The sequence below is a fragment of the Acinetobacter sp. CIP 102136 genome, from assembly GCF_000369685.1.
Taxonomy (GTDB): domain Bacteria; phylum Pseudomonadota; class Gammaproteobacteria; order Pseudomonadales; family Moraxellaceae; genus Acinetobacter; species Acinetobacter fasciculus.
In genome coordinates this window covers 1,081,000-1,107,450 of sequence record NZ_KB850142.1, presented here as the reverse complement: position 1 = coordinate 1,107,450, position 26,451 = coordinate 1,081,000, and the positions used below count along the sequence as shown (strand labels likewise).

Below are 26,451 nucleotides of genomic sequence, written 5' to 3'. Positions count from 1 at the left end.
GGCGATGGCGTTGGTCAGATCATTTAACGATTAGGTAAAATGTCTTTCAATGCCTCATGCATGTCGAGTAAAACTTTTTCAGTCGTTTCCCAGTCGATACAGCCATCCGTAACGGATTGACCGTATTCCATATCATTCAGGTTCGCCGGAATGTCCTGACGACCACCCTTAAGATGACTTTCTACCATAATACCAACAATTGACTTGTTTCCATCAAGAATTTGTTCGGAAATGTTTTTAAGTACAAGTGGTTGCAGGTACGGGTCTTTGTTAGAGTTGGCGTGGCTGGCATCAATCATGATCTTGGTGCTGACTTTGGCCTTGGCTAGAGCAGCTTCTGCATCGGCAACCGAGCCTGCATCGTAGTTCGGCTTGCCATTACCGCCACGCAATACCACGTGAGCATAAGGATTGCCTGAAGTGCGAATCACAGCCACCTGGCCTTGATCATTCAGACCGAGGAAGCTGTGACCATGTTTCACAGATTGCATCGCATTGGTCGCGACCGTTAAACCGCCATCAGTACCATTTTTAAAGCCGACTGGTGAAGAAAGACCAGAAGACATTTCACGATGGGTCTGGCTTTCTGTGGTACGTGCACCAATTGCTGACCATGAAATCAGGTCTTGGTAATACTGTGGCGAGTTTGGATCAAGTGCTTCAGTGGCACATGGCAAGCCCATTTCATTCAGTTCAAGTAATAGCTTGCGACCGATACGCAGACCTTTTTCAATATTGAATGAATCATTCATGTCTGGGTCATTGATCAGGCCTTTCCAGCCTACGGTAGTCCGTGGTTTTTCAAAATAAACCCGCATCACGATGTATAAGCTGTCTTTAACTTTTTCGCTCAGTACTTTTAAGCGTTCAGCATATTCATGCGCCGCCGCCGGATCATGGATAGAACAAGGGCCAATTACAACGAACAGGCGTTTGTCTTCACCATCCAGAATTTTACGAATCGTTTCACGACCATGCAGTACGGTTTGATAAGCAGTTTCAGTCAACGGTAACTCTGCTTTAAGCTCAGCAGGGGTTACAAGAGGAATCATGCTGTGGATATTCACGTCATCAATATCTGATGCTGAAATAGGATTTGACTGTTGTGTATTCATTGCCGTCACTGGTTCGATCATACAAAAGGTTGTTTAATAGCCCAAATATAACATGAATGATGCGTCACTTTGTTATAAAAAAGATGAATACTTCTTTGAAAAAAAAGTGATGAATCGGATAGTTAACTTAAACGGACGGGGAATTTTGATTCACAATTATCATTGCTGTTTCAGCAGGTTGAGCCGGTTTTGATTTCACAGGATTAATCATGAAATTCACGCCCAGCGCAAATAGGGTAATACCTAAAATTTTGCGGATCAGTTTTTCCGGCATACGTGAGCTGAGTAAAGTGCCGACAATAATCGCCGGAATAGACCCCACCAATAACCACATGAGCAGCATGAAATCGACGTTGCCTGAAGACATATGACCTAGACCTGCGACCAGTGTCAGTAATACCGCGTGCACCACGTCAGAGCCAATAATACGAATCATCGGCAGATTCGGGAACATCACTACAAGTGCCATGATGCCAAATGCGCCGGCACCCACTGAAGAGAGCGTGACAAATATGCCCAAGATAATGCCCATGATGATAATGGCTACGCGCTTTTCCTTGGCTTGCAGCTTTACTTTTTCCAGATCTTGGGTCATATCCGGTAGTTCTTGTTTTCTGTATTTATTAAAAAGATTTTCGATCTGGCTACGAAACAGAATGGATAAGCCGGTAATGGTTAGCATAAAGCCCAATACCATGGTCAGGACGGCCTTGTAATGCGTTGATTGGCTCAGATAGTTATCAAGAACCCAATGTGTTGCAAAAGATGCGGGAATACTGCCAACGGCCAGCCAGATCACAATCGGCCAGACAATATTCATTTTCTTGGCATGCACAAACGAGCCACAGAATTTAGAAATCGCGGCATAGAGCAGGTCAGTACCAATCGCGATATGCGGTTCAATCCGGAATAAACTGATAAGAATTGGCGTCATTAATGAACCGCCACCGACACCGGTGACACCTACACAAAAACCTACCAGAACGCCTGCTAAAATAAATTCAATCGGACCAAACATGCATATATGCCAAAATCAAAAAACGAGCATATCTTATGACTTTTGGATATAAGTCGTTGTCTTGATTATTGATTTACTTATGCATAAAAAAGATAAAGCTAGGTGAAGAATATTAGGTGATCTTTCATGTTTATTCACTGGGTTATGTATAAAGTGCGAATATAATGATTGATTTTAACTGTCCGATTTGCCCCATTTCTGTCTAATTGAATGTACCTGTAAATGTCGATTTAATTCTTTTTATGCAAGCTCCCTTATTGACTAAGTTATTCTAAACGGTGGGTTTCTTAAAATTAGAAGATACTTAAGCTTCTTCCGGAATAGCCATAGGATTATGTTAGAATCCCGATTCAATAAATTTCCATGCGGATCTGAGAGGAAACCCACTTGCTAAATCGAAAACTTAAAATTGGAATCGTGGTCGGTGAAGTTTCTGGAGATACGCTTGGCGCAAAATTGATTCGCCGTTTTAGTGAGCAAGGCATTGATGCTGAATTTGAAGGTATCGGTGGGCCACAAATGATCGCTGAAGGCTTTAAAAGCTATTATCCGATGGATATTTTATCGGTGATGGGCATTGTCGAAGTTTTAAAAGATATTAAAAAACTGTTTGCTGTGCGGGATGGTCTGGTGGAAACCTGGACTAAAGATCCGGTCGATATTTTTATCGGGATTGATGCGCCTGATTTTAACCTGCGTTTGTCAAAAACCATTAAACAAAAACAGTTACCGATTAAAACTGTGCAATACGTCAGTCCTTCGGTCTGGGCATGGCGTCAAGGCCGTATACATGGCATTAAAGCCAGTATTGATCTGGTACTGTGCCTATTTCCATTTGAAAAAGCCTTTTTCAAGCAATGGGATGTTCCGGCAGCTTTTGTTGGACATCCGCTCGCCAGTCAGTTGCCGCTTGAAAATCCGATTCTGGATGCTCAGACAGAATTAGGTCTGGATCCACATCAGAAATATATTGCCTTATTGCCAGGCAGTCGTCGTGGCGAGATTGAGCGTTTGGGACCTTTGGTTCTGGATGCTGCCAATATTCTGCATCACAAATATCCGGATTATACCTTTCTGATTCCTGCGATTAGTGATGCGCGTAAACAGCAAATCGAAAGTTTATTGGCCACTTATCCTGAGAGCTTAAAAGCCCAGATTCGCCTGATGGAAAATACCAGCGCTGAGTCCAAAATTGGCCGTCAGGTCATGAATGCATCCAATATCATTGCACTGGCGTCTGGAACAGCAACGCTTGAAGCGATGTTGCTGCACCGTCCGATGGTAACTTTTTATAAATTGCACTGGCTGACTTATCAAATTGCCAAATTACTGGTCAAAATCCCTTATTTCTCCTTGCCGAATATTATTGCCGGCAAAAAAGTAATTCAGGAACTGATCCAGTCTGATGCTACCCCGGAAAATCTGGCAGCTGAAATTGAAAAACTGATGGATATTGAAGCAGCGCAGATTCAGGTTATGCAGCATATCACCATGCACAAGCAGCTACTTTCTGGCAATAGCGAAGATCCGGTCACAGCAGTATTGGCATTAGTCCAGTAATTTTAGTCTGGTAATAAAGACTGGTTCTTCTGACAATTCAGCCGGTATTGGGTCGGCGTCTGTTCAAACTGTTTTTTAAAACTTTGACTAAACGCCGTCTCGGATGAATAACCAACCAGATAAGCGATCTGCTGGATACCAAATCCACTATTTCTCAAATATTGCGCTGCCAGACGCAGGCGGTGCTGTTGCAGATAGGCAAGGGGCGGTTCACCGACAATCTGGGTAAATAACTGGGCGAATTTGGAACGTGACATATGACATTGTTCGGCCAGACTTTCTACAGTCCAGAATTGTTCAGGTTTGCCATGAATCGCTGCCAGTGCATTGGATAGTTCCGGATGCGAGAGCGCATTTAGCCAGCTCGAGGCATTTTCTAGGTTTAAAATATAATCACGTACGCATTCAATCAGTAAAATACTGACCAGATGATCCAGAATCTTGTCACGTCCGGGACGAAGCTGCTGGGTTTCCAGTGCCAGAAACTGCAAGCCAACCTGTAACCATTCTGGCGCCGTATCACCCAGAATATGTTGAATATGCAGGTATTTAGGTAATGCACTCAAAAGAGGTTTGGCCATCTGGATATCCAAGCTAGAACGAATAGCCAGTATGAAACTATAATCCGCCGAATTTTCCCGATTGAGATCAACACATTGCTGTGCATTGCTCTGAAAATAAGGATTAATCGCATGGTGCTCAGAAAAATCGGCATTGTCTGGGGAGGAAACATGATGGGAGGAACCTGCGGGTAATAGCACCAGATCACCTTGTTGCAGCTCCAGTCGATCACCATTCATGAACTTTAATTGCGCCTGTCCTTGTAACAGGATATAGGCCAGCATAAAGGGTTCATGTTGATAGTCAAAGCCGCCCGGATGAAATACATTCAGATAAAGATATTCCGATTTTTCCAGATGAATATCATCAAAAATTTTACTTAAAGCATCCATGCCTAACTCTATTCTTCTGTTTTATTTAATTTAATTGACTATAAATTTTTTAACTTTGTGATTTTAGGCCAGAATTTGGCAGCATGTGCCAAAGACGCTGACATAGCTTTTCTGGACGTTGAATACTGTTCGCTACTGCTGAAATAATCAACTATAAGTGCAGAGTAACATAAAAAAGGAAGGTCGCAATGAATGCCCCTGCACAAATCCAGAAAGCGCAGTTTACGCAGGAAGCGTCGGCACTAAAAGGTGTCAAGCTGGATAAAAAACGTTTTGGCTGGTTGCTCAGCCCAGGTCTGCCTGTGATCGGAATGGGAATTCTGGCCGGTTATCATTTTGGTCCCAAAGCGACTAAAAAAGTCTTTGCCATGGGCGGACTATTATTACTGCACGTAATCATTCCGACTCTGGATGCCCTGATTGGCGATGATGCCAATAACCCAAATGATGAGCAGATCAAGGCACTGGTTAACGATCCTTATTATGACCGCATTGTAAAAGCATTTATTCCCTTGCAAATGGCAGCCAATGCCTTTGCCGGTTATGTCGTAAGCCGGCCAAATGTGTCTTTGCTGGATCAGGTACTGCTTGGAGTTTCTATGGGTGCGATTAATGGTGTGGGGGTGAATACCGCACATGAACTCAGCCATCGTCCCCAGAAAAAAGACCATTACTGGTCTCATGCCAGCCTGATGCCTTTGGGCTATAACCATTTCCGGATCGAACATCCTTATGGACACCATAAACGGGTGGCGACACCAGAAGATCCGGCATCTTCAAAAATGGGTGAATCTTTTTACCGTTTCTGGCCACGTACCGTAATAGGCGGATTAAAATCTGCAATCCAGATTGAAAAAAGACGGCTCGAGCGTAAGGGACTGAAATTCTTTAATCAGGAAAATGAGCTGTTTCATGGTTGGGCCATGAGTGCCGGCTATCATGCCTTGATGCTAAAGGCGTATGGCAAGAAAATTATTCCTTATACACTGACACAGGCATTTTATGGCGTTAGCCTGTTTGAGATTGTGAATTATATCGAGCACTACGGACTGAAACGTGGACAGAAAGCGGATGGCAGTTATGAGCGAACCTTGCCGGAACATAGCTGGAATAACAACAATATCGTAACTAATCTGTTTTTGTATCAGTTACAACGCCATTCTGATCATCATGCTTTTCCAAGCCGTCCATTTCAGGCGTTGCGGCATTTTGATGAAGCGCCAGAATTACCCAGCGGTTATGCAACCATGCTGATTCCAGCCTTGATTCCACCTTTATGGTACAAAATCATGGATCAGCGGGTATATCAGCACTATCAGGGCGATTTAAGTAAGGCTAATATCTTGCCTTCCAAGCGTGCCAAGCTATTTAAAAAATTTGGTGTAAATAACTCTACAGCTTAATGAATTACAAAATAAAAATGCGCCGATAAAGGCGCATTTTTTGATTAATTCTGCCTAGAACCAGTCGGCTTGCATATTCAGGCAAGTATCATCCAGATGCATCAGTAATTTGGCCTGATGTTCAATTTCAGGGAGTTCCCAGCGAATAAAATATTGAGCTGCCTGAATTTTCCCTGCCAGAAAAGTCTGATCTTCTGCCTGCGAAGATGTGCCAAACTTGAGTTGAGCCTGATTCGCCATTTCCAGCCATAGCCAGGCTAGGATGGTCTTACCCATCATATCCAGATACAGGCCTGAATTGGCCAAAGCTTCGCTGACTTTGCCTTGATGCAAGGCCTGGCCTAAAATCTGTGTAGTCTTTTGCACAGTGGCAAGATGCTGTTTATAGATCTTTGCGAGTTCCACTATCTTCGGATCATGAATCTCTGACAAGGTCTTCTGGATGCGCTGCATGAGCAGATTGAGCCCTTTGCCATTATGCTGCCAGAGTTTACGTCCCAGCAGATCCAGAGATTGAATGCCGTAAGTTCCTTCATGAATCGGATTGAGCCGGTTATCACGGTAACATTGCTCCACCGGATATTCACGAGTATAACCCGCGCCGCCCAGGACCTGAATAGCCAGATCATTGGCTTTCGGACCATAGGCAGAAGGGAAAGATTTGACCACCGGGGTGATGAGATCAAGGAGAATTGCACTATCTTCATCTTGAGCTGCCTGAAGTTCATCAATTAATCGGGCTGCAAATAAGCAAAGTGCCAGCGAACCTTCTACATATGACTTTTGCGCCAGTAGCATGCGTTTGACATCGGTATGTTCAATGATATTTACTGGTTTCGAGTCAGGTGTTTTTTCATGAACTGGCCGGCCTTGCGGACGGTTTTTAGCATAATCCAGAGATTCCAGATAGCCACGATAACCAATCATGGCTGCGCCCAGACCGACACCCACACGTGCTTCATTCATCATCTTGAACATATATTTTAAGCCATGACCGGGTTCACCAATTAAATAGCCTAAGCAATTATCATTTTCTCCAAAGCTTAAAACTGTAGATGTAGTACCTCGATAGCCCATTTTGTGCAGTAAGCCAGCCAGCTGTACATCATTAGCTTCACCGAGTGAACCATCCTCGTTGGTTTTGAATTTTGGTACGATAAACAGGGAAATTCCTTTCACGCCTTGCGGCGCATCCTGAATCCGCGCCAAGACCAGATGCACAATATTTTCGCTAATGTCCTGATCGCCACCCGAAATAAACATTTTCTGGCCTTTAATTTTATAAATTCCATCTGCCTGAGGAATCGCTTTAGTGGTCAGATCGCCCAAAGAGGAACCTACATTCGGCTCTGTCATGGCCATGGTGCCAGCAAAGCGGCCACTCAACATATGCGGTAGGAATATTTGCTTTTGTTTTGGGGAGGCAAAAGCCTGTATCAGGTTCGCCGCAGCGGCCGTTAGAAAAGAATAAGCCACGGTGGACGGATTGGCCGACATAAAATAAGCATTGCAGGCCATATTCACCAAAGTGGGCAGTTGCATGCCACCATCTGCATAATCATGCTGGGCGCAAAGCAGGCCGGCATCGGCAAACTGTTGCCAGGCTGTCTTCACTTCATCAATGGTTTTGACCTGTTTGCCATCAAAGTTCGGTTCTTGTTGATCAGCTTTGGCATTATGCGGCGCAAAATAATCAGTCGCGATACCTTTTGCCGTTTCCAGAATACTGTCGAAAGTATTTTTGTCATGATCCTGATAGCGTTGCAGTTTAGTCAGCGCTTCAAGTTTGAATACGTCATAAAGCTGGAAATGCAGATCTTTATCATTAATCAGTTGGGTCACGGTACTATCCTGAATGTGCAATCCTTGAGATAGCATCAAGACTAGCAGTTGCTTTTATTGAGGAGGATTGTCAATAATGACATGAATCGGGTGAAAAGTGACAATTAGTAAAGTATGCAACAGGTGGTGATTTTAGGCTTTCATGGGGCTCTGGCTTCGGCCATTACGGGTGTGGTCGATTTATTTACTATGGCTGGCGTAAGCTGGAACCGGATCCAGCAGCAGGACGTACAGCGCCTGTTTAAGGTGAGTATCGCCAGTCCGGAGGGACATCCGATTCGGTGTATCAATGGGCTGCAGTTGCAGGCACATTTTTCTTATCAAGAGATTCAAACTGCAGATATTCTGGTGGTACCGACCATCGCTGCACCGATTCAGGATGTATTGCAACAGAATCCAGAACTGATTCATTTTTTAAAATCTGCACATGCAGAGGCGACTTTAATTGCAGGAAACTGTACGGGGAATTTTTTTCTGGCAGAAGCAGGCATTTTAGATGACCGGATTGCAACAACACATTGGGGTTTTCAGGAAGTGTTTCGTTCACGCTATCCTAAGGTGAAACTGAATGCCGATCTGATGATTAGCCGGGATCAGAATATCTATTGTGCAGGTGGAGGCCTGGCCTGGTTTGACCTGGGTTTGCATCTGATTGAGCGCTTGTATGGCTTTGAGGTGGCCATGCAATCGGCTAAATCTTTCGTAATTGATTACCGCCGTGATAGCCAGTTGTCTTATTCATTGCTGAATATTGGCCAGCCGCACCATGATGAACTGGTACAAAAAATCCAGAACTGGCTAGAGCAGCATTTTCATGAAGATTTTAGTTTGAACCAGCTGGCAGAGCAGTTTAATGTGACTGGCCGAACCCTGATTCGACGCTTTAAACAAGCCTTAGACATACCGCCCAATCAATATCTACAAGCGATCCGGATTGAAGCCGCACGTAAACGACTGGAAGAAACCGATCAAGCTGTGGATGTGATTATGCAAAATGTCGGCTATCAGGATCCAAGTTCATTCCGCCGTTTATTTCATAAAAAAACCGGTCTGACGCCGTTGGAATATCGGCGCCGGTTTAGTCGGCGCTTTTAAAAGCTTTTAATGAGAAGGCTGTACTTTTCCTGCTTTACGGCCATGCAGAAGGTAATACCAGGCCAGACAGCTTAGGGTGAGCAGCGCCGAGAACAGATAAAGCTGGCGATAACCAATCTGGTCCAGCAGCATACCCAGGAAATACGGGCCAAAACCAAGACCGGCATCCAGGGCAATAAAGAAGGTTGAGGTTGCTAGACCCATACGCTGCAATGTTGTACTTTTCACCGCAATGGTTTGACACACCGACTGGATATTCCCAAAACCAAAACCGAGTAACGCTGCACTAGAGAGTAACATCACAGAGTTTTGTGCTTGGCTTAAAAGCAAAATCCCTAATGCCATAATCACAATGGCAGGATAGATAATGATATTTTCACCTTTACGGTCCATGAGCGGGCCGGTAAAAGGACGCGAAAGCAAAATGGCAAAAGCATACATCAGGAAGAAAAAAGATGCTGCTTCGACCAGATTAATTTCTTTGGCATAAAAGTGAATAAACGACAATATGCCTGAATAAGAAGTAGCTACCAGCAGTACAATCAGTGCAATCGGTAGCGCATTCGGTTCAATATACTGAGCCAGTTTGCTGGTGCTTTGCGAAGTAGAGGCTGCTGACGAATGACCTGCCTTAAGGCGTGGTGGCTGGATGAACAAGCCACAAATCAGGCAGCTGAGCGCAACGATACTGGTAAAGATGAAAATTACCTGATAATTAAAATTTGTCATCAGCCAGATTCCGGCAAAGGGACCAATCGCTGTGCCGAGGGTGCTGCTCATGCTGAAATATCCAATTCCTTCACCACGTCGTGTGGCAGGAATGGTCTGTGCAATCACTGTACCCAGTACAGTAGAAGCCATACCCATCATAAAGCCATGTATCAGACGGATGCCTAGTAAAACTTCCAGCTTGGCCGGAATCATATACAGTCCGGAAAAGAGTAGGAAACCAGTCAGGCCAATGACAAGCGTATTTTTTAGGCCCAGACGATTCAGTAATTTTCCGATCAATAAGCGTCCGAATAGGGTGCCGACAATAAACAGACCTGATACCAGACCGGCTTGTGCAGTCGAAGCCCCTAGCTCAGCCACTGAGTAGCCGACAATCACAATCACCAGTAAGTAGAACACCAGAACCAGCTGGAAATTCACCAGACTGATCAGGATAAAATTGGGCGTCCATAAAGGCGCTTCTTGTTCTTGGCTCATTGAGGTCTGTCCTGAGATGAGGGATATAACTGCTGAATGAGTTGCATCAAGGTATTTTTACTGCCTTCAAGATCATCTGATTCAACGTGCTCAAGCAACTGATCTTCAAATGCATCGATCTGTTTGGAACACATCGCAAAGGTCTCAATTCCTTGCTCACTCAACTTGAACAGCTTTTGACGTTTGTCTTCAGTTTCGAGTTGGGCAATCAGATCGAGTTCAACCAGTTGCTGAATCCGCTTAGTAATACCGGGCTTGGATACATTGAGATAACTGGAAATATCTGCCAGCGTGCATTGTTGCTTTGACTGGATGACGTATAACACCTGCCATAAGGAATAATTTAATTGAGATGACAACAAGATCGTATTGATCTCATCGCTCATCAGGCGTGCGCAGCGTAATAGCAGTGTACGGAGTCGGGGAGATTCGGAAAACATGGGGTTAGTTAACCTGGGTAACTAAATTTACGCCTAATTTACGCCTGTTTTATCCAAAGCTCAAGAGAAGACTTTTAAAAATTATTCAGAGCAATATTTTATTTGCCAGCAGCGTTTACACAGTTTAACTTGATTAAAAAATAATCAACAAAAGACTACATACTTTTTATAACAGCCACGCCTAAGCTAGCCATGTCACTAGAAAAATTCATGACTTAAAAATTGAAGGGCAAAGATGCCAAATAACAATGCATAGGTGAAGCTTATGACTCTGGGTTTAACTGCATTAGAGTTAGCACGAATACAGTTCGCCTTTACTGTATCTTTTCATATTATTTTTCCGGCAATTTCAATCGGCTTGGCCAGCTTTCTGGCCATTCTGGAATGGCGCTGGCTCAAAACTCAAAACCCGATTTTTCAGGATCTATTCAAATTTTGGGTGAAAATTTTCGCTGTGGCATTCGGGATGGGTGTCGTCTCTGGTGTGGTCATGAGCTACCAGTTTGGAACCAACTGGAGTGAGTTTTCCCGGGTGGCAGGCAGCGTGACTGGACCTTTATTGGCCTATGAAGTACTCACCGCTTTCTTTCTGGAAGCGGGCTTTCTGGGCATCATGTTATTTGGCTGGGGGCGAGTGGGACCAAAGGCGCACTTTTTCTCGACCTTGATGGTTGCGATAGGCACCTGTATTTCCATGTTCTGGATTCTATCGTCCAATAGCTGGATGCAGACCCCACAAGGCTTTGCGATTGAAAATGGCCTGATTGTTCCGCAAGATTGGCTTGCTATCGTGTTTAACCCATCTTTCCCTTATCGTCTGGCCCATATGGCTATGGCTGCCTTTCTGGTTTCCGCCTTACTGGTTGCTGCTACAGCTGCATGGCATCTGATCAAAGGCCGTCGCGATGCACTGGTTAAAACTTCATTTTCCATGGCAATGTGGCTGCTTCTGGTACTTGCACCTTTGCAGGTCATCGTCGGTGATATGCACGGTATTAATACCCTTGAGCATCAGCCAGCAAAACTGGCGGCAATGGAAGGGCATTGGGAAACCAATCATGATGAAGGCATGCCCTTATATCTCTTTGGTATTCCAGATATGGAGGCAGAAGAAACCAAATATGCAGTCGCAATTCCCAACTTGGGGAGCCTGATTCTGACCCACTCGATGGATGGAAAGGTTACGGGACTTAAAGACTTTGCACCTGAAGACCGGCCGAATTCACTGGTGGTGTTCTGGAGCTTCCGGATTATGGTCGGACTCGGCGTATTGATGCTGTTACTGGCGTTATGGGGAGCGTGGGCACGTACCCGTGGTCGCTTTTATGAATCCCGTGCATTGCATCGATTTGCCTTGATTATGGGACCTTCCGGCTTTATTGCCATGCTGGCGGGATGGTTTACCACAGAAGTCGGCCGTCAGCCTTGGGTAGTCTACGGCATCATGCGGACCAAGGATGCATTGTCACCAGTTTCCGCTGAACAGGTGGGGCTAACCCTGATTATTTTTGTAGTCGTCTACTGTGTGGTATTTGGTATCGGGATTTACTACATGTTGCGTCTGATGCACAAAGGTCCCGAGTTTATTCATACTCGACCAGATCATGAATCAGATAGTGATGTGGTTCAGGCCTCGCGTCGGCCATTAAGTAGTATTCGAGAACGTATCGAAGAAGTTCCTGAACAACCGGATCAGGAGGATAAAAAATGATTGATTTATCATTAATCTGGATTGTGATTATTGGTTTGGGTGTATTGATTTATACCATTCTCGATGGTTTCGATCTGGGCATCGGCATCTTGTTTCCTTTTTTCCCACATCAAGATGAACGTGATGTCATGATGAATACCGTGGCTCCGGTCTGGGATGGCAATGAAACCTGGATGGTATTAGGCGGTGCCGGGCTATTTGCAGCCTTCCCACTTGCTTACTCGACCGTACTCTCGGCGCTGTATATGCCAATTATTCTGATGGTGATTGCTCTGATTTTCCGTGGCGTAGCTTTTGAGTTCCGCTTCAAGGCAAACCGCAGTAAGCATTGGTGGGATAAAGCCTTTATCGGTGGTTCTGCGATTACCAGTTTCCTGCAAGGCATGATTTTAGGGGCCTATATTCAGGGGATTGAAACCCGAAATGGTGTCTATGTTGGGGGTGGTCTGGACTGGCTCACTCCATTCAGTATCTTTACCGGAATCAGTGTGGTGGTGCTCTATGCGGCATTAGGCTGTGGCTGGCTGATTTATAAAACCGGAGATGACTTGCAGGATCGAATGTTTAAACTGATGCCTAAGCTGATTATGGCCTTGCTGATCATATTGGGTGCTGTCAGTATTTATACGCCGTTGACCCATCCACAGATTGCCGAACGCTGGTTTAGTCAGCCACAATTCACCTATTTTATGCCAGTTCCAGTTCTGGTTCTGCTATTTACCTGGCTGGCCTTACGTGCCTGCAAAAGACGCAGTGAATTAGGTCCATTTACCTATATGCTGGTTCTGGTTTTCCTCGCTTATACTGGATTCTTGATCAGTCTATGGCCATATATTATCCCGCCGAGCGTGACTATCTGGCAGGCTGCAGCGCATGAAAATAGCCAGCTATTTGCCTTGATTGGTGCCTTGATCCTGATTCCTATTATTGTGATTTATACTGGTATGTCCTATTGGGTGTTCCGGCATAAGGTCAGGGTCGGCGATGATGGCTATCATTAAGGAGTGGTCATGAAAGGCAAACAGGCATTATGGTTTGTAGGACTATGGCTGGCAGGATTTTTAACGCTGGTCCTGATTGCCGGCGCATTCCGCTTTCTGGTGCATTTGGCTTATTAAATCGGTAAAACTAAAATGAGTGAAAAAAAAGTGATCAGAATGTCCTGATCACTTTTTATCATTTGCAATTCATCTTTGACAAAATCAAATTTACGATTTTACCTGCTTACGATAAACACTTGGACGTACAGGGCGACTGCCTTTCCAAAGGCCTTTTTTCTGTTTCTTAGCTTTATTTTGCAGCTCCATCATATAGCGTAAATGGTTTTTATCTTTGATATATTCTTCATAGACCCACGCTGCACCACGTTTGACAATCTCTTCATTGATATTTTTGCGATAGCGATAGACGACACCCACACAGCGACCATAACGGTCAATGTCGGTTATCTTGACCCGAACCATTTTATTATTCACCATGCTTTTGACCAGACGTTGCGATTCCTTGCCATAGGCTTGTGATGATTCAGGGGCATCGACAAAAGCAAAGCGCAATTTGGTCTCAGAGCGACGAATATTAAAACGGTAGCAGGTGAGGGTATCACCATCACTTACGGCTTTTACACGGCACCAGTATTTTTTGCCTTTCTTAAAGGGGCGGAAAACATCTTTTAAATAAACTGTAATTTGATGCAGCAGATAATAAGAAAAACACAGCAGTACGAGGCCCAGCACAATTTGCCAGGTGATGGAGAGATTTAACAAAGGCAAGATCCAAATCAGCAAAACCAGCTGTAAAATCACAGCTAAAAGTCGAGCCATTTTAGAGCAAAGCCAGTAGATCTAGGGCTTAAAAGCTAATCACTCAGTGTTTAGTTTTGTACCAGCTAAAATAGCCTAAGTATATTTTTCTACTAAAAAGATGAAGCTGCAACCATCTAAACTTATATAAAAATAGCCTAAGCAAACTTGCATTCCTTTATAAATAGCCTAAGAAAAAATTCTATAAATTTCACTTCTCAAAAAAAATTTTATAAATTTCACTTCTCAAAAATTGATGTCTTTTATTCTCTTGCAAATCCTTATGCCAATACATCCCCATATTAATTTTCGGCAGTTCCACAGGGACTTCAAAAATATTTAGACTGGTAGCCAATTGTAAATGCGTCAATACATTTTTAGGAATCGTGAGCATGGCTGTCTTTTGCTGCTCCAGAATTTGCAGAGCAGTTGAGTAATGCTGACAGCGTAAAAAAATCTGTCGTGAATATTGTTTCCGACTTAAATAAATATCTTCAACCAAAACACCAGTACGGCGTGATGACACGCCAATATGAGGCGAGGCAAGATAAATCTGCTCATTCATTTCTGTTAATTGTGTACACACTACAAATTCATCTTGCACCAGGCGTTCAAACTGGATTTTTTCAGCAATGTTTTGTTCCAGATCTATGACAAAATCAGTCTGTTGAGAGGCGAGGTCTGCTGCTATATTTTTACGGTCCAGTTTCATGCTGCTAAGCTGAATTTCTAGATTGAGTTGCTGAAAGTGCTGAACGAGTCTGGGAAAGATCATTGGTTCAATTTCATCATGAACGGCAATTTTCAAACTCTGAATCATTTCTGGTCTGAACTGCTGATGTTGTATTGAAATATTTTGAATTGCAAAAAGTGCATTCTTCAGCTCAGGATAGATCTGTTCCGCAAACGGCGTAGGTTGCATTTTGCTACCAGTACGTACAAATAAATCATCCTGTAAATGCTGCCTTAAACGTTGTAAAGCATGACTAGCAGCAGACTGGCTGATTGATAAAATTTGTGCAGCTTTAGAAATACTGTTCTGCTCATAAATTGCCATAAAAAGCGGATAAAGGTTAATGTCGATACGATGAAAATTTCGCAGGTCCATAACTGTTTTGGAATGAATATTATGCATAATAATGTATGGGGTAAAATCATTTTATTCATAATAGGTTTTGGGTTAAGGTGTTGTAAAGCGTATGAATTAGAATATTTAGAAGGATACAGAGATGTTTGAACTTTCAGCACGTGCACAGGATTATTTAAATAGAACCAAAAAATTTATTGCTGATGAAATTGAACCGGTTGAAGCTGATTTCTGGCAGAAGGTTCATGAGTTGAATCAAGGCGGTGACTGGACCAAATGGCAATGGCCAGCAGAACTGGAAAGCTTAAAAGCCAAAGCCAAGGCAGCCGGCCTTTGGAATATGTTTCTCCCTTGTCCAGAACTTGGCCAGGGTTTATCAGTTCAGGAATATGCACATATCGCAGAACTTTCCGGTCGTAGCCTGATTGCGCCAACTGTATTTAACTGTAATGCACCAGACAGCGGCAATATGGAAGTATTGTGGCGTTATGGTTCTGAAGAACAAAAACAGCAATGGCTGAAGCCACTATTAGAAGGAAAAATCCGTTCGGTCTTTTGTATGACTGAACCTGCAGTTGCATCCAGTGATGCTACCAATATGCAGGCAACGGCGATGGTGGAAGGTGATGAGATTGTTCTCAATGGCCGTAAATGGTGGTCATCAGGTCTAGGCGATCCAAATGCCAAAATCATTATTTTTATGGCGCATACTCCAGATGAAACAAAAGACCGTCATCATCAGCATTCGATGGTTTTAGTTCCTGTGGATACTGCCGGCGTTAAAATCGAACGCATGCTACCTGTATTTGGTGACTACGATGCACCACATGGCCATGGTGAAGTCAGCTTTGAAAATGTCCGCGTTCCGGTAGCGAATTTTATTGGTGGCGCCGGTCAGGGCTTTGAAATTGCCCAAGGTCGTTTAGGACCAGGCCGTATTCATCATTGCATGCGCTGTATCGGGGCTGCGGAAAAATCCTTAGAGTTGATGATTGACCGAGGCATGAGCCGGACAGCATTTGGCAAAGAGATTTTAAAACTTGGCGGCAATCTGGAACGTGTCGCGGAAGCCCGGGTTGCAATTGATCAGGCACGCCTTTTGACCTTGTATGCCGCCTATAAAATGGATACTTTAGGGAATATGGCGGCACTGACTGAAATTTCTGCAATTAAAGTCGTTGCGCCAAGTGTGCTGGAAAAAGTTGTCGATATGGCCATCCAGATCCACGGCGGTGCCGGTGTCTCTCGTGATACGCCACTGACCGGATTCTTTGCCCAGGCACGTGCCTTACGTTTGGCTGATGGCCCGGATGAAGTGCATAAGGGCATGATTGCCAAACTGGAACTGGCAAAACGTGGCTACAGTACACGCCACAAAAAATAAACTGGCTTAAATAGAAGATTGCAACGTATTAAAAAATTTTAAGGAAAAATTATGGCGGTTATTGATGTAGGTGGAGCAGTTCGTGCAGGTGAAGAACTGGATGTACAAGCCATCACCAATTGGCTAATTCAGCAAAATGTGAATGTTGAAGGCCCTGTGCAAGTGACCCAATATTCAGGCGGAGCTTCAAACTGGACCTACCGTTTACAGTATACCAATGCCGATCTAATTTTACGTCGTCCGCCGCAAGGTACCAAAGCCAAATCAGCCCATGATATGGCACGTGAATATCATGTACAAAAAGCCTTGTCTGAACATTATCCGGTGGTGCCTGAAATGGTGGCGCTTTGTCAGGATGAATCAGTGATTGGTTGTGATTTCTATGTGATGAAACGGCTTGAAGGAATTATTCCTCGCGCCAAAATGCCAGCTGAGCTGCAGCTTACTGAATCCGATATCCGGACTTTATGTATCAATGTGATTGATAAACTGATCGAATTGCATCAGGTGCCTTATCAAGGAACTGAACTTGAAAATCTCGGTAAGGGTGAAGGCTATTGTCGCCGTCAGGTCGAAGGCTGGGATGTACGTTATGAAAAGGCTAAAACTTTAAATGTTCCATCGTTTAAATATGTGCGCAACTGGCTTAAAGATAATATTCCTTCAGATTCTAAAACCTGTGTGATTCATAATGACTGGCGTTTTGATAATGTCATCTTAAATCCGGAAAATCCGACTGAAGTGATTGGCGTACTGGACTGGGAAATGGCGACACTCGGCGATCCGCTCATGGACCTAGGTTCTGCTTTAGCCTATTGGGTGGAAGATACTGACAATGCCATCTTTAAGGCAACACGCCGCCAGCCGACCAATCTAAAAGGTATGTTTACCCGTAAAGAAGTGGTGGATTACTACTTGGGAAAAACCGGCCTGCAACCGGAAAACTGGGCGTTTTATGAGGTGTTCGGAATTTTCCGTCTCGCGGTGATTGCCCAGCAGATCTATTATCGTTATTACCATAAACAGACTAATAATCCAGCGTTCAAGGATTTTTGGGTGGTGATTCATGCCTTGCATATTCGTGCCTTAAAACTGATTGGCAAGCAAAAACTGGAAGCCAATGAGATTGCACAAAAGTATGTGCTTAAATTTAAAGAGATAATGCCAAAATGACAACCATTTACTTGATCCGGCATGGCCAGGCCTCTTTTGGCGCAGAAAGTTACGATCAACTTTCGCCCAACGGCGAGTTACAGGCAAAGCTTTTGGGTCGCTATTTTGAAGAAATCCTGAAAGAAGCGCCTTATGTGGTGGCTGGTTCCATGCAACGCCATCAACAGACAGCGCAATTATCACTGGACAAATGTTTTCCGGAAAGTGAGATTCTGACCGATAGTGCCTGGAATGAATTTAATCATCAGCAGGTATTCGCCCGTTATGAGCCGCGCTTTAATCAGCCTGAATTGCTGAAACAGGATGTATCAGAACATGAAAATCCACGGGATTATCTGAGCAAGATTTTTAGCGGTGCAATTGCACGCTGGACTGGCGATGATTATCACCATGAATATGATGAATCTTGGCCAAGTTTCAAAGCACGCGTGGAAAGCGGCTTAGAAAATCTGTGTGACCAGTTGTCCAAAAGCCGACCACGCTATGCAGTAGTTTATACCTCAGGTGGGGTGATTTCTGTGGCTGTAGGCAAAATTTTGGGCCTTAGTCCGGAGAAAACCTTTGCTCTGAACTGGGCGATTACCAATACCAGTATCACGACACTACGTCTGGTGGGTAATGAACCGCAACTACTCAGTTTAAATGAACATCATTTTATTAAAGCACAGCGTCCAGACTTATTGACCTGGATTTAAAATGAGATTGAAAACCTAATACGCTAGAAAAATAAAGGAATAGGGTAAATACATGGCTAAAACAATTTTAATTACCGGTGCAAGTTCAGGGATCGGCGCCGGTATGGCACGTGAATTTGCGAAAAAAGGCTATAACCTGGCGATTTGTGCACGTCGTTTGGAGCGTCTGGAAATCTTAAAGCAGGAACTGGAAAGCCAATATGGCATCAAAGTCATTGCCAAAACACTAGATGTCACCGATTACGATCAAGTGTTTGAAGTGTTTCGTGCTTTTAAAGAAGACTTTGGCACCATTGACCGAGTTATTGTGAATGCTGGTGTCGGTGAGGGCCGCCGGATTGGTAAAGGTAATTTTGCTATCAATAAAGCCACGGTTGAAACCAACTTTATTTCGGCATTAGCACAATGTGAAGCTGCAGTTGAAATCTTCCGTGCACAAAACTCTGGCCATCTGGTGATGATTTCATCTATGAGTGCAATGCGCGGTATGCCAAAACATTTAACGGCTTATGGTGCAAGTAAGGCCGGCGTGGCTCATTTAGCGGAAGGCATTCGAGCTGAATTGATCGATACGCCAATAAAAGTGACCACCATTTTCCCAGGATATATTCGTACTGAAATTAATGAAGGGGCAAAAAAGCTACCTTTTGAAGTAGATGAAAAAACTGGTTCGCGTTTATTGGCAGCAGAAATTGAAAAAGCACCAGTTAAGGCTTATGTGCCGAAATGGCCTTGGTTGCCACTCGGTCTAGCCATGAAAGTATTACCACTTAAACTGGTGAACAAGTTAGGTTAAAAGCGCTCTTAGATCTATAAAAAGAGAAGCTAGAGCGCTTCTCTTTTTATTTTTTATGACAAACTGAGAAAAATTTCTGAATCAGTATTTTTTTCTAAAAAATGTATAGCTTGAATTTACAAAAAAGCGAAATTTTATAAATCCTAATATATTGATTATTAAAATAAAGTTTTAAATTATCAAAAATTATATTTTTATTTTATTGATGAATTTGCAATTAAATCAATTACTTTTAAATTTTCGTTTCATGAGAAAGACCCTCTTTAACTTTTCCTAATTTTCGCCAATTTTAAGAACTTTTCCAAACTGTCCAAAACTTAGACATACTCACTCTAAAAGTGGAAAGATAACTTCTCTTTTTTAGAATTTCCTTTAATGTACAACCGTCCAGAAATTAAAGGTTGTCCATATGTCTACATCTGCGGATATGACTGACCAGCAGCGAATCTCCAAGGTCAGAAGTATCGTTACCCAGGCCGGGGAAGAGGTGCGTGCTCGTTATCCCATACTCAAACATCAGAACTTTATCGGTGCGAGTATTTTAGGCTTTGCCTGGGCAGGCATGATTGCATGCGCGGTAGCATATGGAACAGGTTATCTCTCAGCATGGTTTACCATTCCCTTGATTGCGATTTTTGCGTCATTGACCCATGAATTGGAACATGACCTGATTCATTATATGTATTTCAAAAAAACACCTTGGGCACATCATTTGATGTTAGCACTGGTCTGGTTGGCACGTCCAAACACCATCAGTCCGTGGGCACGTCGTCGTTTACATTTGCATCATCATAAATATTCAGGCACTGAACATGACCTGGAAGAACGTGGCATCAGTAATGGTATGCCTTGGGGCATTCGCCGAATTCTGGTCATTAGTGACCAGTTGATGTCAGTGTATCTGCGTCCATTTCAGATGTTTAAGATGATTCATCTTTTTCTGGAAAAACAGCCTGAAAAAGAACGTAAAATTGCCATGATTTCTCAGTTATTCGGCTTTTTACCTCTCAGCATTATTTACTATGGATTGTGCTATCTGTTTGTGGTTTTTCATGGTTTAAATGCGATTGCACCGCTATTTGGTTATGAGATGCTCTGGTCACAAGGTATTGTCAACACGATGCCGATCGTGAATCTGCTGGCAGTCATCTGGGTGATTCCGAACTTTATCCGTTCTTTTAGCTTGCAGTTTGTCAGTTCAAATATGCATTACTATGGCGATATTGATCCACGTGATGTGATCAAACAAACCCAAGTGCTCAATCCATGGTGGATGGTCCCGTTCCAGTTATTCTGCTGTAATTTTGGTTCGACCCATGCGATTCATCACTTTGTAGTCAAGGAGCCATTTTATATCCGTCAACTGACGTCTAAAACGGCGCATAAAGTAATGAAAGAAGTGGGCGTGCGTTTTAATGATGTGGGAACCTTTAAGCGTATGAATCGCTGGAATGACTATAAAATCTAAGCTTTGATTGTCATAAAAATCCCGTTTTTAAGCGGGATTTTTTTATATTTATCCTTTGTGATTTACCCAAGGGCAAGATGTATAAGCCTATATTTTGCAAGAATCCTATCTCAGTCAAATTTAGGTGAACATTCATCTAAAATGATTGCTGAGGAAATAGTTCAAAAGAATAAACTCAGGTAAAATCAAGTATATCTTTATATAAATTAGCCCACTATGTTGCTGAAAGCCGCCACCATTGCCTTGATTCCTGCACTCGTCATTCAGGGTAATCGCGTCAAGAAAAATACCCTAAGACTGCCGGAACCTGAAGGTGCACGTGAAGGTCAAACCGGAACCGGCAACAAACTGTCTCTGCTGATTTTAGGGGATTCGGCAGCAGCAGGTGTAGGAGTAGAACATCAGGATGACGCATTACTGGGTGCAATTCTGCATGAACTGAAAGATGACTTTGAAATTGACTGGAAATTACAGGCCAAAACAGGCGATACCAGCTCAAAAGTAATTCATGCTTTGGACCAGATGGAAGTCCAGCACTATGATGTAATCGTCACGTCGGTTGGCGTCAATGATGTGACCAAACTGATACCTGTCGAGGTTTGGATTCAGAAGCAGGAACAGCTTTATAGTAAAATTCAGCAAAAATTTAGTCCGAAACTGATCATTGCTGCCGGTGTGCCGCCAATGAATATGTTTCCGGCGCTACCGAATCCTTTAGCCTGGCTATTTGGCCAGTATGCTAAACAGATGAACCAGCAACTAGAAAATTTTGTGAATCAGCAAGTGAATATGCAATGGATTGAATACGATATTGAGAAGTATCGTGCCATGAATTTACAAATGGCTGCAGATGGTTTTCATCCGAGTAAGGAAGTTTATACACTTTGGGGACAAGAAGTAGCTGGCAAGATTCGGAAGACCTTCTAAAATAGTTGAAATCTCTCAATTTAGTTAATTCTATGTCTGATATTGAAACGCATCCGCTACCGCCATTTTTACCGCCCAATGCCAAATTACTGATGTTGGGTAGTTTTCCGCCACCTGCCACACGCTGGAAAATGAACTTTTATTATCCAAACTATCAAAATGATATGTGGCGGATTTTTGGACTGATTTTCTTTGAAAATAAAGATTACTTTTTAGATCTACCCAATAAAAAATTTCAGGAACAATTAATCCGGGATTTTTTAACAGAAACGGGGATTGCAATTTTTGATAGTGGTTATCAGATCCGGCGTTTAAAGGGCAATGCTTCAGACAAGTTTTTGGAAATTGTAGTACCTACCAATATTGAGCAACTACTAAGCCAAATGCCGCAGTGCAATCATATTATGACCACAGGCGACAAGGCCACAGACACCATGATGCTGTCTATGCCTGAAGGGACTTTAAAGCCGAGTATTGGTCAGCCTAGCGAGGCCCATTTTGTCGGACGTGATCTGTATTTATATCGCATGCCTTCATCTTCTCGAGCATATCCGGTTTCTCTAGAGAAAAAAGCCGAAAGTTACCGATTGATGTTTGAACATGTGGGTCTAGTTTAATATTTAATCCAATAATCAGATAAAATGGTTAAAGAGGTTTTAGGCTACAGATAAGAAATAAACTTACTATTTGTAAGTTATTGACCTTATTTATTCACATATTTGGATATTCGATCCAGCGATAGCTATTGATCTTCATCTCCCGGACATGATGAAAGCTGGACCAGATTAACTGACTACCTTTGGTCCATTTTAAAGCTCGAATACGCGACTCCACCTGTCGTATTTCCTCAAGCGAGGCCGGACGTAAAGGACCAATTTCTGCATATAAGCGTACTCCTGGATAACGCTTAAATTTACCTTTAAGTAACGAATGAAACCAAAACAGTTTACTAATGTTCACAGCCTGTATGCATGCCATCGGCTGATGCTGTAAATTCTCAGAAAAAGTAGTGGAATAAGTATCAAAGAAGAAACCGATACTGGTCTTTTTGTTGAGAAATATGGTTCCGATCGGTGTAATACTAGGAAAGCCTTTGGGGTTGACTGTTGCAATAGAGCAATGCATGGCAGCCCGTTGTGCATCAGCGACCACCTGACGAATCTGTTGCCATTCACTATCAGAAATCATGTCGTGATTCTCTTTTTATTTTTTATAAATTTTATAACAACTTATTTAGCTTGGCATTGCCTGAAAAAATTGAAGATAGGGCAGTTTAATCAATCTAAAACGTCACTCAGATTATAAAAAAGAGCCACATGGGCTCTTTAAAAAATGCAAAATTCGGCGATTAGTCATCGTATTCGACATAATCCCACAAATTTAAACGTGCTTTAATTTCCTGACGGATTTCAGGCAACATCGGCAAAAGAGTACCATCAATCCATAAGCTTAACGCTTGGGCAGAGAGTACTTGCTGCTGTTCATCGACCAGTTGTGCACCTTTCAACATGATACCGGTCTCATCAGTGGCTTCAGTTTCTACACCTTTAAATAAAACCTGTAATTCATAACTACTATCCTGAATCTGCCATTCCAGTTCGAGCTGAATATTTTCACTGGATTTCAAAACTACCTGTCCCTCGACCGTATCGGAGTCGGACAAACAGTCATGTTCCACCCGAATTTTGGCCAAATACCATTCTTGCTGGGATAAATCATGGAGAGTTTTTACAGGCGTGAGAATATCACTGAACTTAAACTGACGGCTTAGATCAAAAAATTGCATGGGAGTGGAGGGCGAACAAGCGCAAAATACGAGAAAAATGTAATTCTAAAGTAAGCGCAATAGACTGTAAAACCCTTTAAACGATGATTGGACTAAGTTAATTTAAGCGGTCATTCTCAAAATACAGGCTTTTCATGTCGTCGTAATTGTGAGGTCATTCTAATGTCATTACATTAACCATTCACCGGGAAATTTCGTCACCAGATTCATCATAAAACGCTGGAATTTTGTAGTTTCCGGATCATGTAAATGCTGAATACTACGGCCATCTTTTTGATGTTCCAGCCAAATCATTTCATTTTTTTCGTTCAGTTTAAGTTGATAAGCCACGCGTGGTAAGTACTGATCCATCGCACTGGTGATTTCCTTCTGAAAATCTTCCGATTCAATGACCAGACCGACTTCGGTATTCAGATAGGCTGAACGCGGATCAAAATTAAATGAACCGACAAACACCATGCCATCCAGATCAAAAAATTTGGCATGCAAACTGGAGCTATTTTTGTTTTTAGCCGGGATGATGTCTCCAGTCATAATTTCATACCAGGTCCGTTCCGGACGGACAATGTAGGGTTTAAATTCCCAGAGTTCGATGCCACTTTTCAATAATTGCTGACGATATTGCTGATAATAGGCATGCACCGCAGCCACATCATTGGCCTGAAAAGAGTTGGTCAGGATTCTGATTTTCACACCTTGTTGCGCACGACGGGTTAAATAGTCGGCCCCTTTTTGCGTGGGAATAAAGTACGAGGACACCAGTTCCAGATGTTTTTTTGGCTCACCCATCAGTTCGAGCATATGGGTATAAATATAATCGCCATTTTTGGCATGGGGGCGTGCTTTTGCGGGACTATCCGCAACAAAATAAGCCGGCGCCCAGTGAATGGGTTGTTTTTTTAAGTGTTGTTCGACTTGTTTCTCGGCAATGCCCACCCGGCGTTTGAGTTCAGTTTCGTCAACATCTTCTCGTTCAAATTCAGTTCTGAGCCTTTTAAGCATTTCAGGATGGCCGGCATCATTCAAGATCTGTCGAACGTCATAACTCAGATCATCATTCCAGAAGTTAATAAAGGTCTGATTGGCATCTGTTACGCTTTGCCCTGCGAAGAATATATCCACATCGGTGAACTGAAAATCTTCACTGGCATCAAAATATTCACTACTGATATTGCGGCCGCCGGTCACGGCTGCAGTGCCATCCGCAATGATCAATTTATTGTGCATGCGATGATTGACCTTTTTCATCCGGAAGCCATAATCCAGCGCACGTAAATGACGAAATTTATAGGGATTAAAAATCCGAACTTCAAAATTTGGATGTTGGCTTAGAGCAAGAAGCTTGTCATCAAGCTGGGTACCATTTTGATCGTCAATCTGAACCCGTACTTTGACACCGCGATCGGCGGCTTTAAGTAATTGGGACAAGATCATATTGCCAATATAATCATCCTTCCAAATGTAATATTGTAGATCCAGATGATATTTAGCTTTGTTAATCAGGTGCAGACGTGCTGCCATACTCATAAAGCCATCATAGAGCGGCAAGAAAGCCGTTTTACCGCTATTGATCTGCTGTTTTGAAAGTTGATTGTCGATCCAGTGTGCCGGTCGAACCGGCGTAATTTTCGCTTCTTCAGCAGTGTTGGGAGCCAGTTCACAGCCAGAAAGCATGATGCTAAAAGTAAAAATGCTCAAACATACAAAGGGCGAAGGTTTAGTCATTGATGTTCCATTAATTATAGGATCTTTTATTCCTTATCTGATGATGTTAATAGTTGAATCTGCGAATAGAAAGAGGTTACTGTTAGTCATCTGTAAATCAGCAAAAAAAGACAGTTTTACATGAAATCACGTGCAGCAGTTGCGTTTGGTCCAGGCCAGCCATTAGAAATTGTAGAAGTGGATGTTGCTCCACCAAAAGCAGGTGAAGTACTGGTAAAAATTAGCCATACAGGCGTGTGTCATACTGATGCATTTACCTTGTCTGGTGAAGATCCTGAAGGTGTATTTCCTGCAATCCTGGGTCATGAAGGTGCGGGTGTGGTCGTTGAAGTCGGTGAAGGGGTCACTAGCCTGAAACCGGGCGATCACGTGATTCCGCTTTATCCTGCTGAGTGTGGCGAATGCTTGTTCTGTAAATCAGGCAAGACCAACCTGTGTGTTGCTGTACGGGCGACGCAAGGTAAAGGTGTCATGCCAGATGGTACGACCCGTTTCTCTTATAATGGCGAGCCGATCTATCACTATATGGGTTGTTCAACTTTTTCAGAATATACCGTGGTTGCTGAAGTGTCTCTGGCAAAAATTAATCCTGAAGCCAACCATGAGCATGTTTGCCTGCTGGGCTGTGGTGTGACTACCGGTATTGGTGCGGTACATAACACCGCTAAAGTTCAGGAAGGTGACAGTGTTGCAGTATTTGGTTTAGGTGGTATCGGTCTTGCTGTGGTACAAGGCGCACGTCAGGCCAAAGCCGGCCGTATCATTGTGATTGATACCAATCCGGATAAATTTGAACTGGCGAAACAGTTTGGGGCGACAGATTTCCTGAATCCAAAAGACTATGATCAGCCGATCCAGCAAATGATCGTCGAAATGACCGGTTGGGGTGTAGACCATTCATTCGAATGTATCGGTAATGTAGATGTAATGCGTTCAGCACTCGAATGTGCGCATCGTGGCTGGGGTCAGTCGGTGATTATTGGTGTAGCCGGTGCAGGTAAAGAAATTTCAACCCGTCCATTCCAGTTAGTCACAGGTCGTAAATGGATGGGTACTGCATTTGGTGGGGTAAAAGGTCGTTCACAATTGCCGGGAATGGTAGAGCAATCCATGAAAGGTGAAATTCAACTTGAGCCTTTTGTGACACATACCATGCCACTGGATCAGATCAATGAAGCTTTTGACTTGATGCATGAAGGTAAATCAATCCGTACGGTCATTCATTTTGACTAAGCTTTTTCAATTTTAAAAAAGACCGGTATTAA

Annotated in this window: 25 protein-coding genes; 14 read left to right on the top strand and 11 right to left on the bottom strand. The window is 43.2% G+C overall.

Annotation, left to right across the window (positions count from 1 at the left end; genetic code table 11):
- Window positions 1-23: 23 nt before the first annotated feature.
- A complete protein-coding gene (locus F893_RS10705) occupies window positions 24-1,115 on the bottom strand; it encodes a 3-deoxy-7-phosphoheptulonate synthase (RefSeq protein ID WP_174766804.1) in 1,092 nt (363 codons plus the stop codon).
- A gap of 127 nt (window positions 1,116-1,242) precedes the next feature.
- Window positions 1,243-2,133 carry a sulfite exporter TauE/SafE family protein gene (locus F893_RS10700; protein ID WP_004647097.1) on the bottom strand — a complete coding sequence of 297 codons (891 nt, stop codon included), beginning with the start codon at window positions 2,131-2,133 and terminating at the stop codon, window positions 1,243-1,245.
- A 387-nt stretch (window positions 2,134-2,520) separates the two neighbouring features.
- On the opposite strand from F893_RS10700, the gene lpxB reads away from it, so the two are divergent.
- Window positions 2,521-3,693, top strand: coding sequence for a lipid-A-disaccharide synthase (lpxB, locus tag F893_RS10695; protein WP_005251985.1), 1,173 nt, complete (start codon window positions 2,521-2,523; stop codon window positions 3,691-3,693).
- A gap of 2 nt (window positions 3,694-3,695) precedes the next feature.
- Here the strand turns inward: lpxB and F893_RS10690 are convergent, their stop codons facing one another.
- Window positions 3,696-4,646 carry an AraC family transcriptional regulator gene (locus F893_RS10690; RefSeq protein WP_005251978.1) on the bottom strand — a complete coding sequence of 317 codons (951 nt, stop codon included), beginning with the start codon at window positions 4,644-4,646 and terminating at the stop codon, window positions 3,696-3,698.
- Between the two features lie 188 nt (window positions 4,647-4,834).
- On the opposite strand from F893_RS10690, the gene F893_RS10685 reads away from it, so the two are divergent.
- Window positions 4,835-6,049, top strand: a complete 1,215-nt coding sequence (locus tag F893_RS10685; RefSeq protein WP_004280457.1) for an alkane 1-monooxygenase — start codon at window positions 4,835-4,837, stop codon at window positions 6,047-6,049.
- A 54-nt stretch (window positions 6,050-6,103) separates the two neighbouring features.
- Here the strand turns inward: F893_RS10685 and F893_RS10680 are convergent, their stop codons facing one another.
- Window positions 6,104-7,927 (bottom strand): acyl-CoA dehydrogenase, encoded by a 1,824-nt coding sequence (locus F893_RS10680; protein ID WP_005251976.1) that lies wholly within the window; start codon window positions 7,925-7,927, stop codon window positions 6,104-6,106.
- A 78-nt stretch (window positions 7,928-8,005) separates the two neighbouring features.
- Between F893_RS10680 and F893_RS10675 the strand changes: the two genes are divergently transcribed.
- A complete protein-coding gene (locus F893_RS10675; protein WP_005246142.1) occupies window positions 8,006-8,986 on the top strand; it encodes a GlxA family transcriptional regulator in 981 nt (326 codons plus the stop codon).
- A 6-nt stretch (window positions 8,987-8,992) separates the two neighbouring features.
- On the opposite strand, the gene F893_RS10670 is transcribed toward F893_RS10675, so the two are convergent.
- Both F893_RS10670 and F893_RS10665 read right to left on the bottom strand, forming a co-directional pair.
- On the bottom strand, window positions 8,993-10,195 hold the full coding sequence (locus F893_RS10670; RefSeq protein WP_005100126.1) for an MFS transporter: 1,203 nt from the start codon (window positions 10,193-10,195) through the stop codon (window positions 8,993-8,995).
- Window positions 10,192-10,635 carry a MarR family winged helix-turn-helix transcriptional regulator gene (locus F893_RS10665; RefSeq protein WP_004280452.1) on the bottom strand — a complete coding sequence of 148 codons (444 nt, stop codon included), beginning with the start codon at window positions 10,633-10,635 and terminating at the stop codon, window positions 10,192-10,194. The genes F893_RS10670 and F893_RS10665 overlap by 4 nt, the downstream gene beginning before the upstream one ends.
- 265 nt (window positions 10,636-10,900) lie before the next feature.
- Between F893_RS10665 and F893_RS10660 the strand changes: the two genes are divergently transcribed.
- Genes F893_RS10660 through F893_RS17905 form a run of 3 tightly spaced genes read left to right on the top strand, consistent with a single transcriptional unit; the run spans window position 10,901 to window position 13,464 of the window.
- Window positions 10,901-12,346, top strand: a complete 1,446-nt coding sequence (locus F893_RS10660; RefSeq protein ID WP_004731186.1) for a cytochrome ubiquinol oxidase subunit I — start codon at window positions 10,901-10,903, stop codon at window positions 12,344-12,346.
- Complete coding sequence (gene cydB / locus F893_RS10655; protein ID WP_004280450.1) at window positions 12,343-13,347, top strand: cytochrome d ubiquinol oxidase subunit II; 1,005 nt, start codon at window positions 12,343-12,345, stop codon at window positions 13,345-13,347. Before F893_RS10660 ends, cydB begins: the two co-directional genes overlap by 4 nt.
- Window positions 13,348-13,356: 9 nt before the next feature.
- The gene (locus F893_RS17905; RefSeq protein WP_005251975.1) at window positions 13,357-13,464 is read left to right on the top strand and encodes a hypothetical protein; all 108 of its coding nucleotides are present in this window, start codon (window positions 13,357-13,359) and stop codon (window positions 13,462-13,464) included.
- Window positions 13,465-13,554: 90 nt separating this feature from the next.
- On the opposite strand, the gene F893_RS10650 is transcribed toward F893_RS17905, so the two are convergent.
- Together F893_RS10650 and F893_RS10645 are read right to left on the bottom strand one after the other, a co-directional pair.
- On the bottom strand, window positions 13,555-14,166 hold the full coding sequence (locus tag F893_RS10650; protein ID WP_005251974.1) for a thermonuclease family protein: 612 nt from the start codon (window positions 14,164-14,166) through the stop codon (window positions 13,555-13,557).
- A gap of 190 nt (window positions 14,167-14,356) precedes the next feature.
- Window positions 14,357-15,280 carry a LysR family transcriptional regulator gene (locus F893_RS10645; protein ID WP_005251972.1) on the bottom strand — a complete coding sequence of 308 codons (924 nt, stop codon included), beginning with the start codon at window positions 15,278-15,280 and terminating at the stop codon, window positions 14,357-14,359.
- Window positions 15,281-15,374: 94 nt separating this feature from the next.
- Here F893_RS10645 and F893_RS10640 point away from each other — a divergent pair, with 94 nt between their 5' ends.
- From F893_RS10640 to F893_RS10610, 7 genes are all read left to right on the top strand, one after another.
- Window positions 15,375-16,616: an acyl-CoA dehydrogenase family protein gene (locus F893_RS10640; protein WP_005251970.1), complete on the top strand. Its 1,242-nt coding sequence runs from the start codon at window positions 15,375-15,377 to the stop codon at window positions 16,614-16,616.
- Between the two features lie 51 nt (window positions 16,617-16,667).
- On the top strand, window positions 16,668-17,789 hold the full coding sequence (locus F893_RS10635) for a phosphotransferase family protein (RefSeq protein WP_005251968.1): 1,122 nt from the start codon (window positions 16,668-16,670) through the stop codon (window positions 17,787-17,789).
- Window positions 17,786-18,484 carry a histidine phosphatase family protein gene (locus F893_RS10630; protein WP_004280442.1) on the top strand — a complete coding sequence of 233 codons (699 nt, stop codon included), beginning with the start codon at window positions 17,786-17,788 and terminating at the stop codon, window positions 18,482-18,484. The genes F893_RS10635 and F893_RS10630 overlap by 4 nt, the downstream gene beginning before the upstream one ends.
- 52 nt (window positions 18,485-18,536) lie before the next feature.
- Window positions 18,537-19,280: an SDR family oxidoreductase gene (locus F893_RS10625; RefSeq protein WP_004280440.1), complete on the top strand. Its 744-nt coding sequence runs from the start codon at window positions 18,537-18,539 to the stop codon at window positions 19,278-19,280.
- A gap of 409 nt (window positions 19,281-19,689) precedes the next feature.
- Window positions 19,690-20,748, top strand: coding sequence for a fatty acid desaturase (locus F893_RS10620; protein ID WP_005100136.1), 1,059 nt, complete (start codon window positions 19,690-19,692; stop codon window positions 20,746-20,748).
- A 216-nt stretch (window positions 20,749-20,964) separates the two neighbouring features.
- The gene (locus F893_RS10615) at window positions 20,965-21,675 is read left to right on the top strand and encodes an SGNH/GDSL hydrolase family protein (protein WP_004731172.1); all 711 of its coding nucleotides are present in this window, start codon (window positions 20,965-20,967) and stop codon (window positions 21,673-21,675) included.
- 32 nt (window positions 21,676-21,707) lie between these two features.
- Entirely contained in the window at window positions 21,708-22,292 is a 585-nt protein-coding gene (locus tag F893_RS10610) for a uracil-DNA glycosylase family protein (protein WP_005251966.1), read from the top strand.
- A 94-nt stretch (window positions 22,293-22,386) separates the two neighbouring features.
- On the opposite strand, the gene F893_RS10605 is transcribed toward F893_RS10610, so the two are convergent.
- The 3 genes from F893_RS10605 to F893_RS10595 all read right to left on the bottom strand — a co-directional run bounded on the left by F893_RS10605 (window position 22,387) and on the right by F893_RS10595 (window position 25,186).
- On the bottom strand, window positions 22,387-22,863 hold the full coding sequence (locus F893_RS10605; RefSeq protein ID WP_005251964.1) for a pyridoxamine 5'-phosphate oxidase family protein: 477 nt from the start codon (window positions 22,861-22,863) through the stop codon (window positions 22,387-22,389).
- A gap of 160 nt (window positions 22,864-23,023) precedes the next feature.
- On the bottom strand, window positions 23,024-23,461 hold the full coding sequence (locus F893_RS10600) for a hypothetical protein (RefSeq protein ID WP_005106837.1): 438 nt from the start codon (window positions 23,459-23,461) through the stop codon (window positions 23,024-23,026).
- 168 nt (window positions 23,462-23,629) lie between these two features.
- Window positions 23,630-25,186 (bottom strand): phospholipase D family protein, encoded by a 1,557-nt coding sequence (locus F893_RS10595; protein ID WP_005106839.1) that lies wholly within the window; start codon window positions 25,184-25,186, stop codon window positions 23,630-23,632.
- A gap of 120 nt (window positions 25,187-25,306) precedes the next feature.
- Here F893_RS10595 and F893_RS10590 point away from each other — a divergent pair, with 120 nt between their 5' ends.
- Window positions 25,307-26,419, top strand: a complete 1,113-nt coding sequence (locus tag F893_RS10590) for an S-(hydroxymethyl)glutathione dehydrogenase/class III alcohol dehydrogenase (RefSeq protein ID WP_005251961.1) — start codon at window positions 25,307-25,309, stop codon at window positions 26,417-26,419.
- Window positions 26,420-26,451 lie beyond the last annotated feature (32 nt).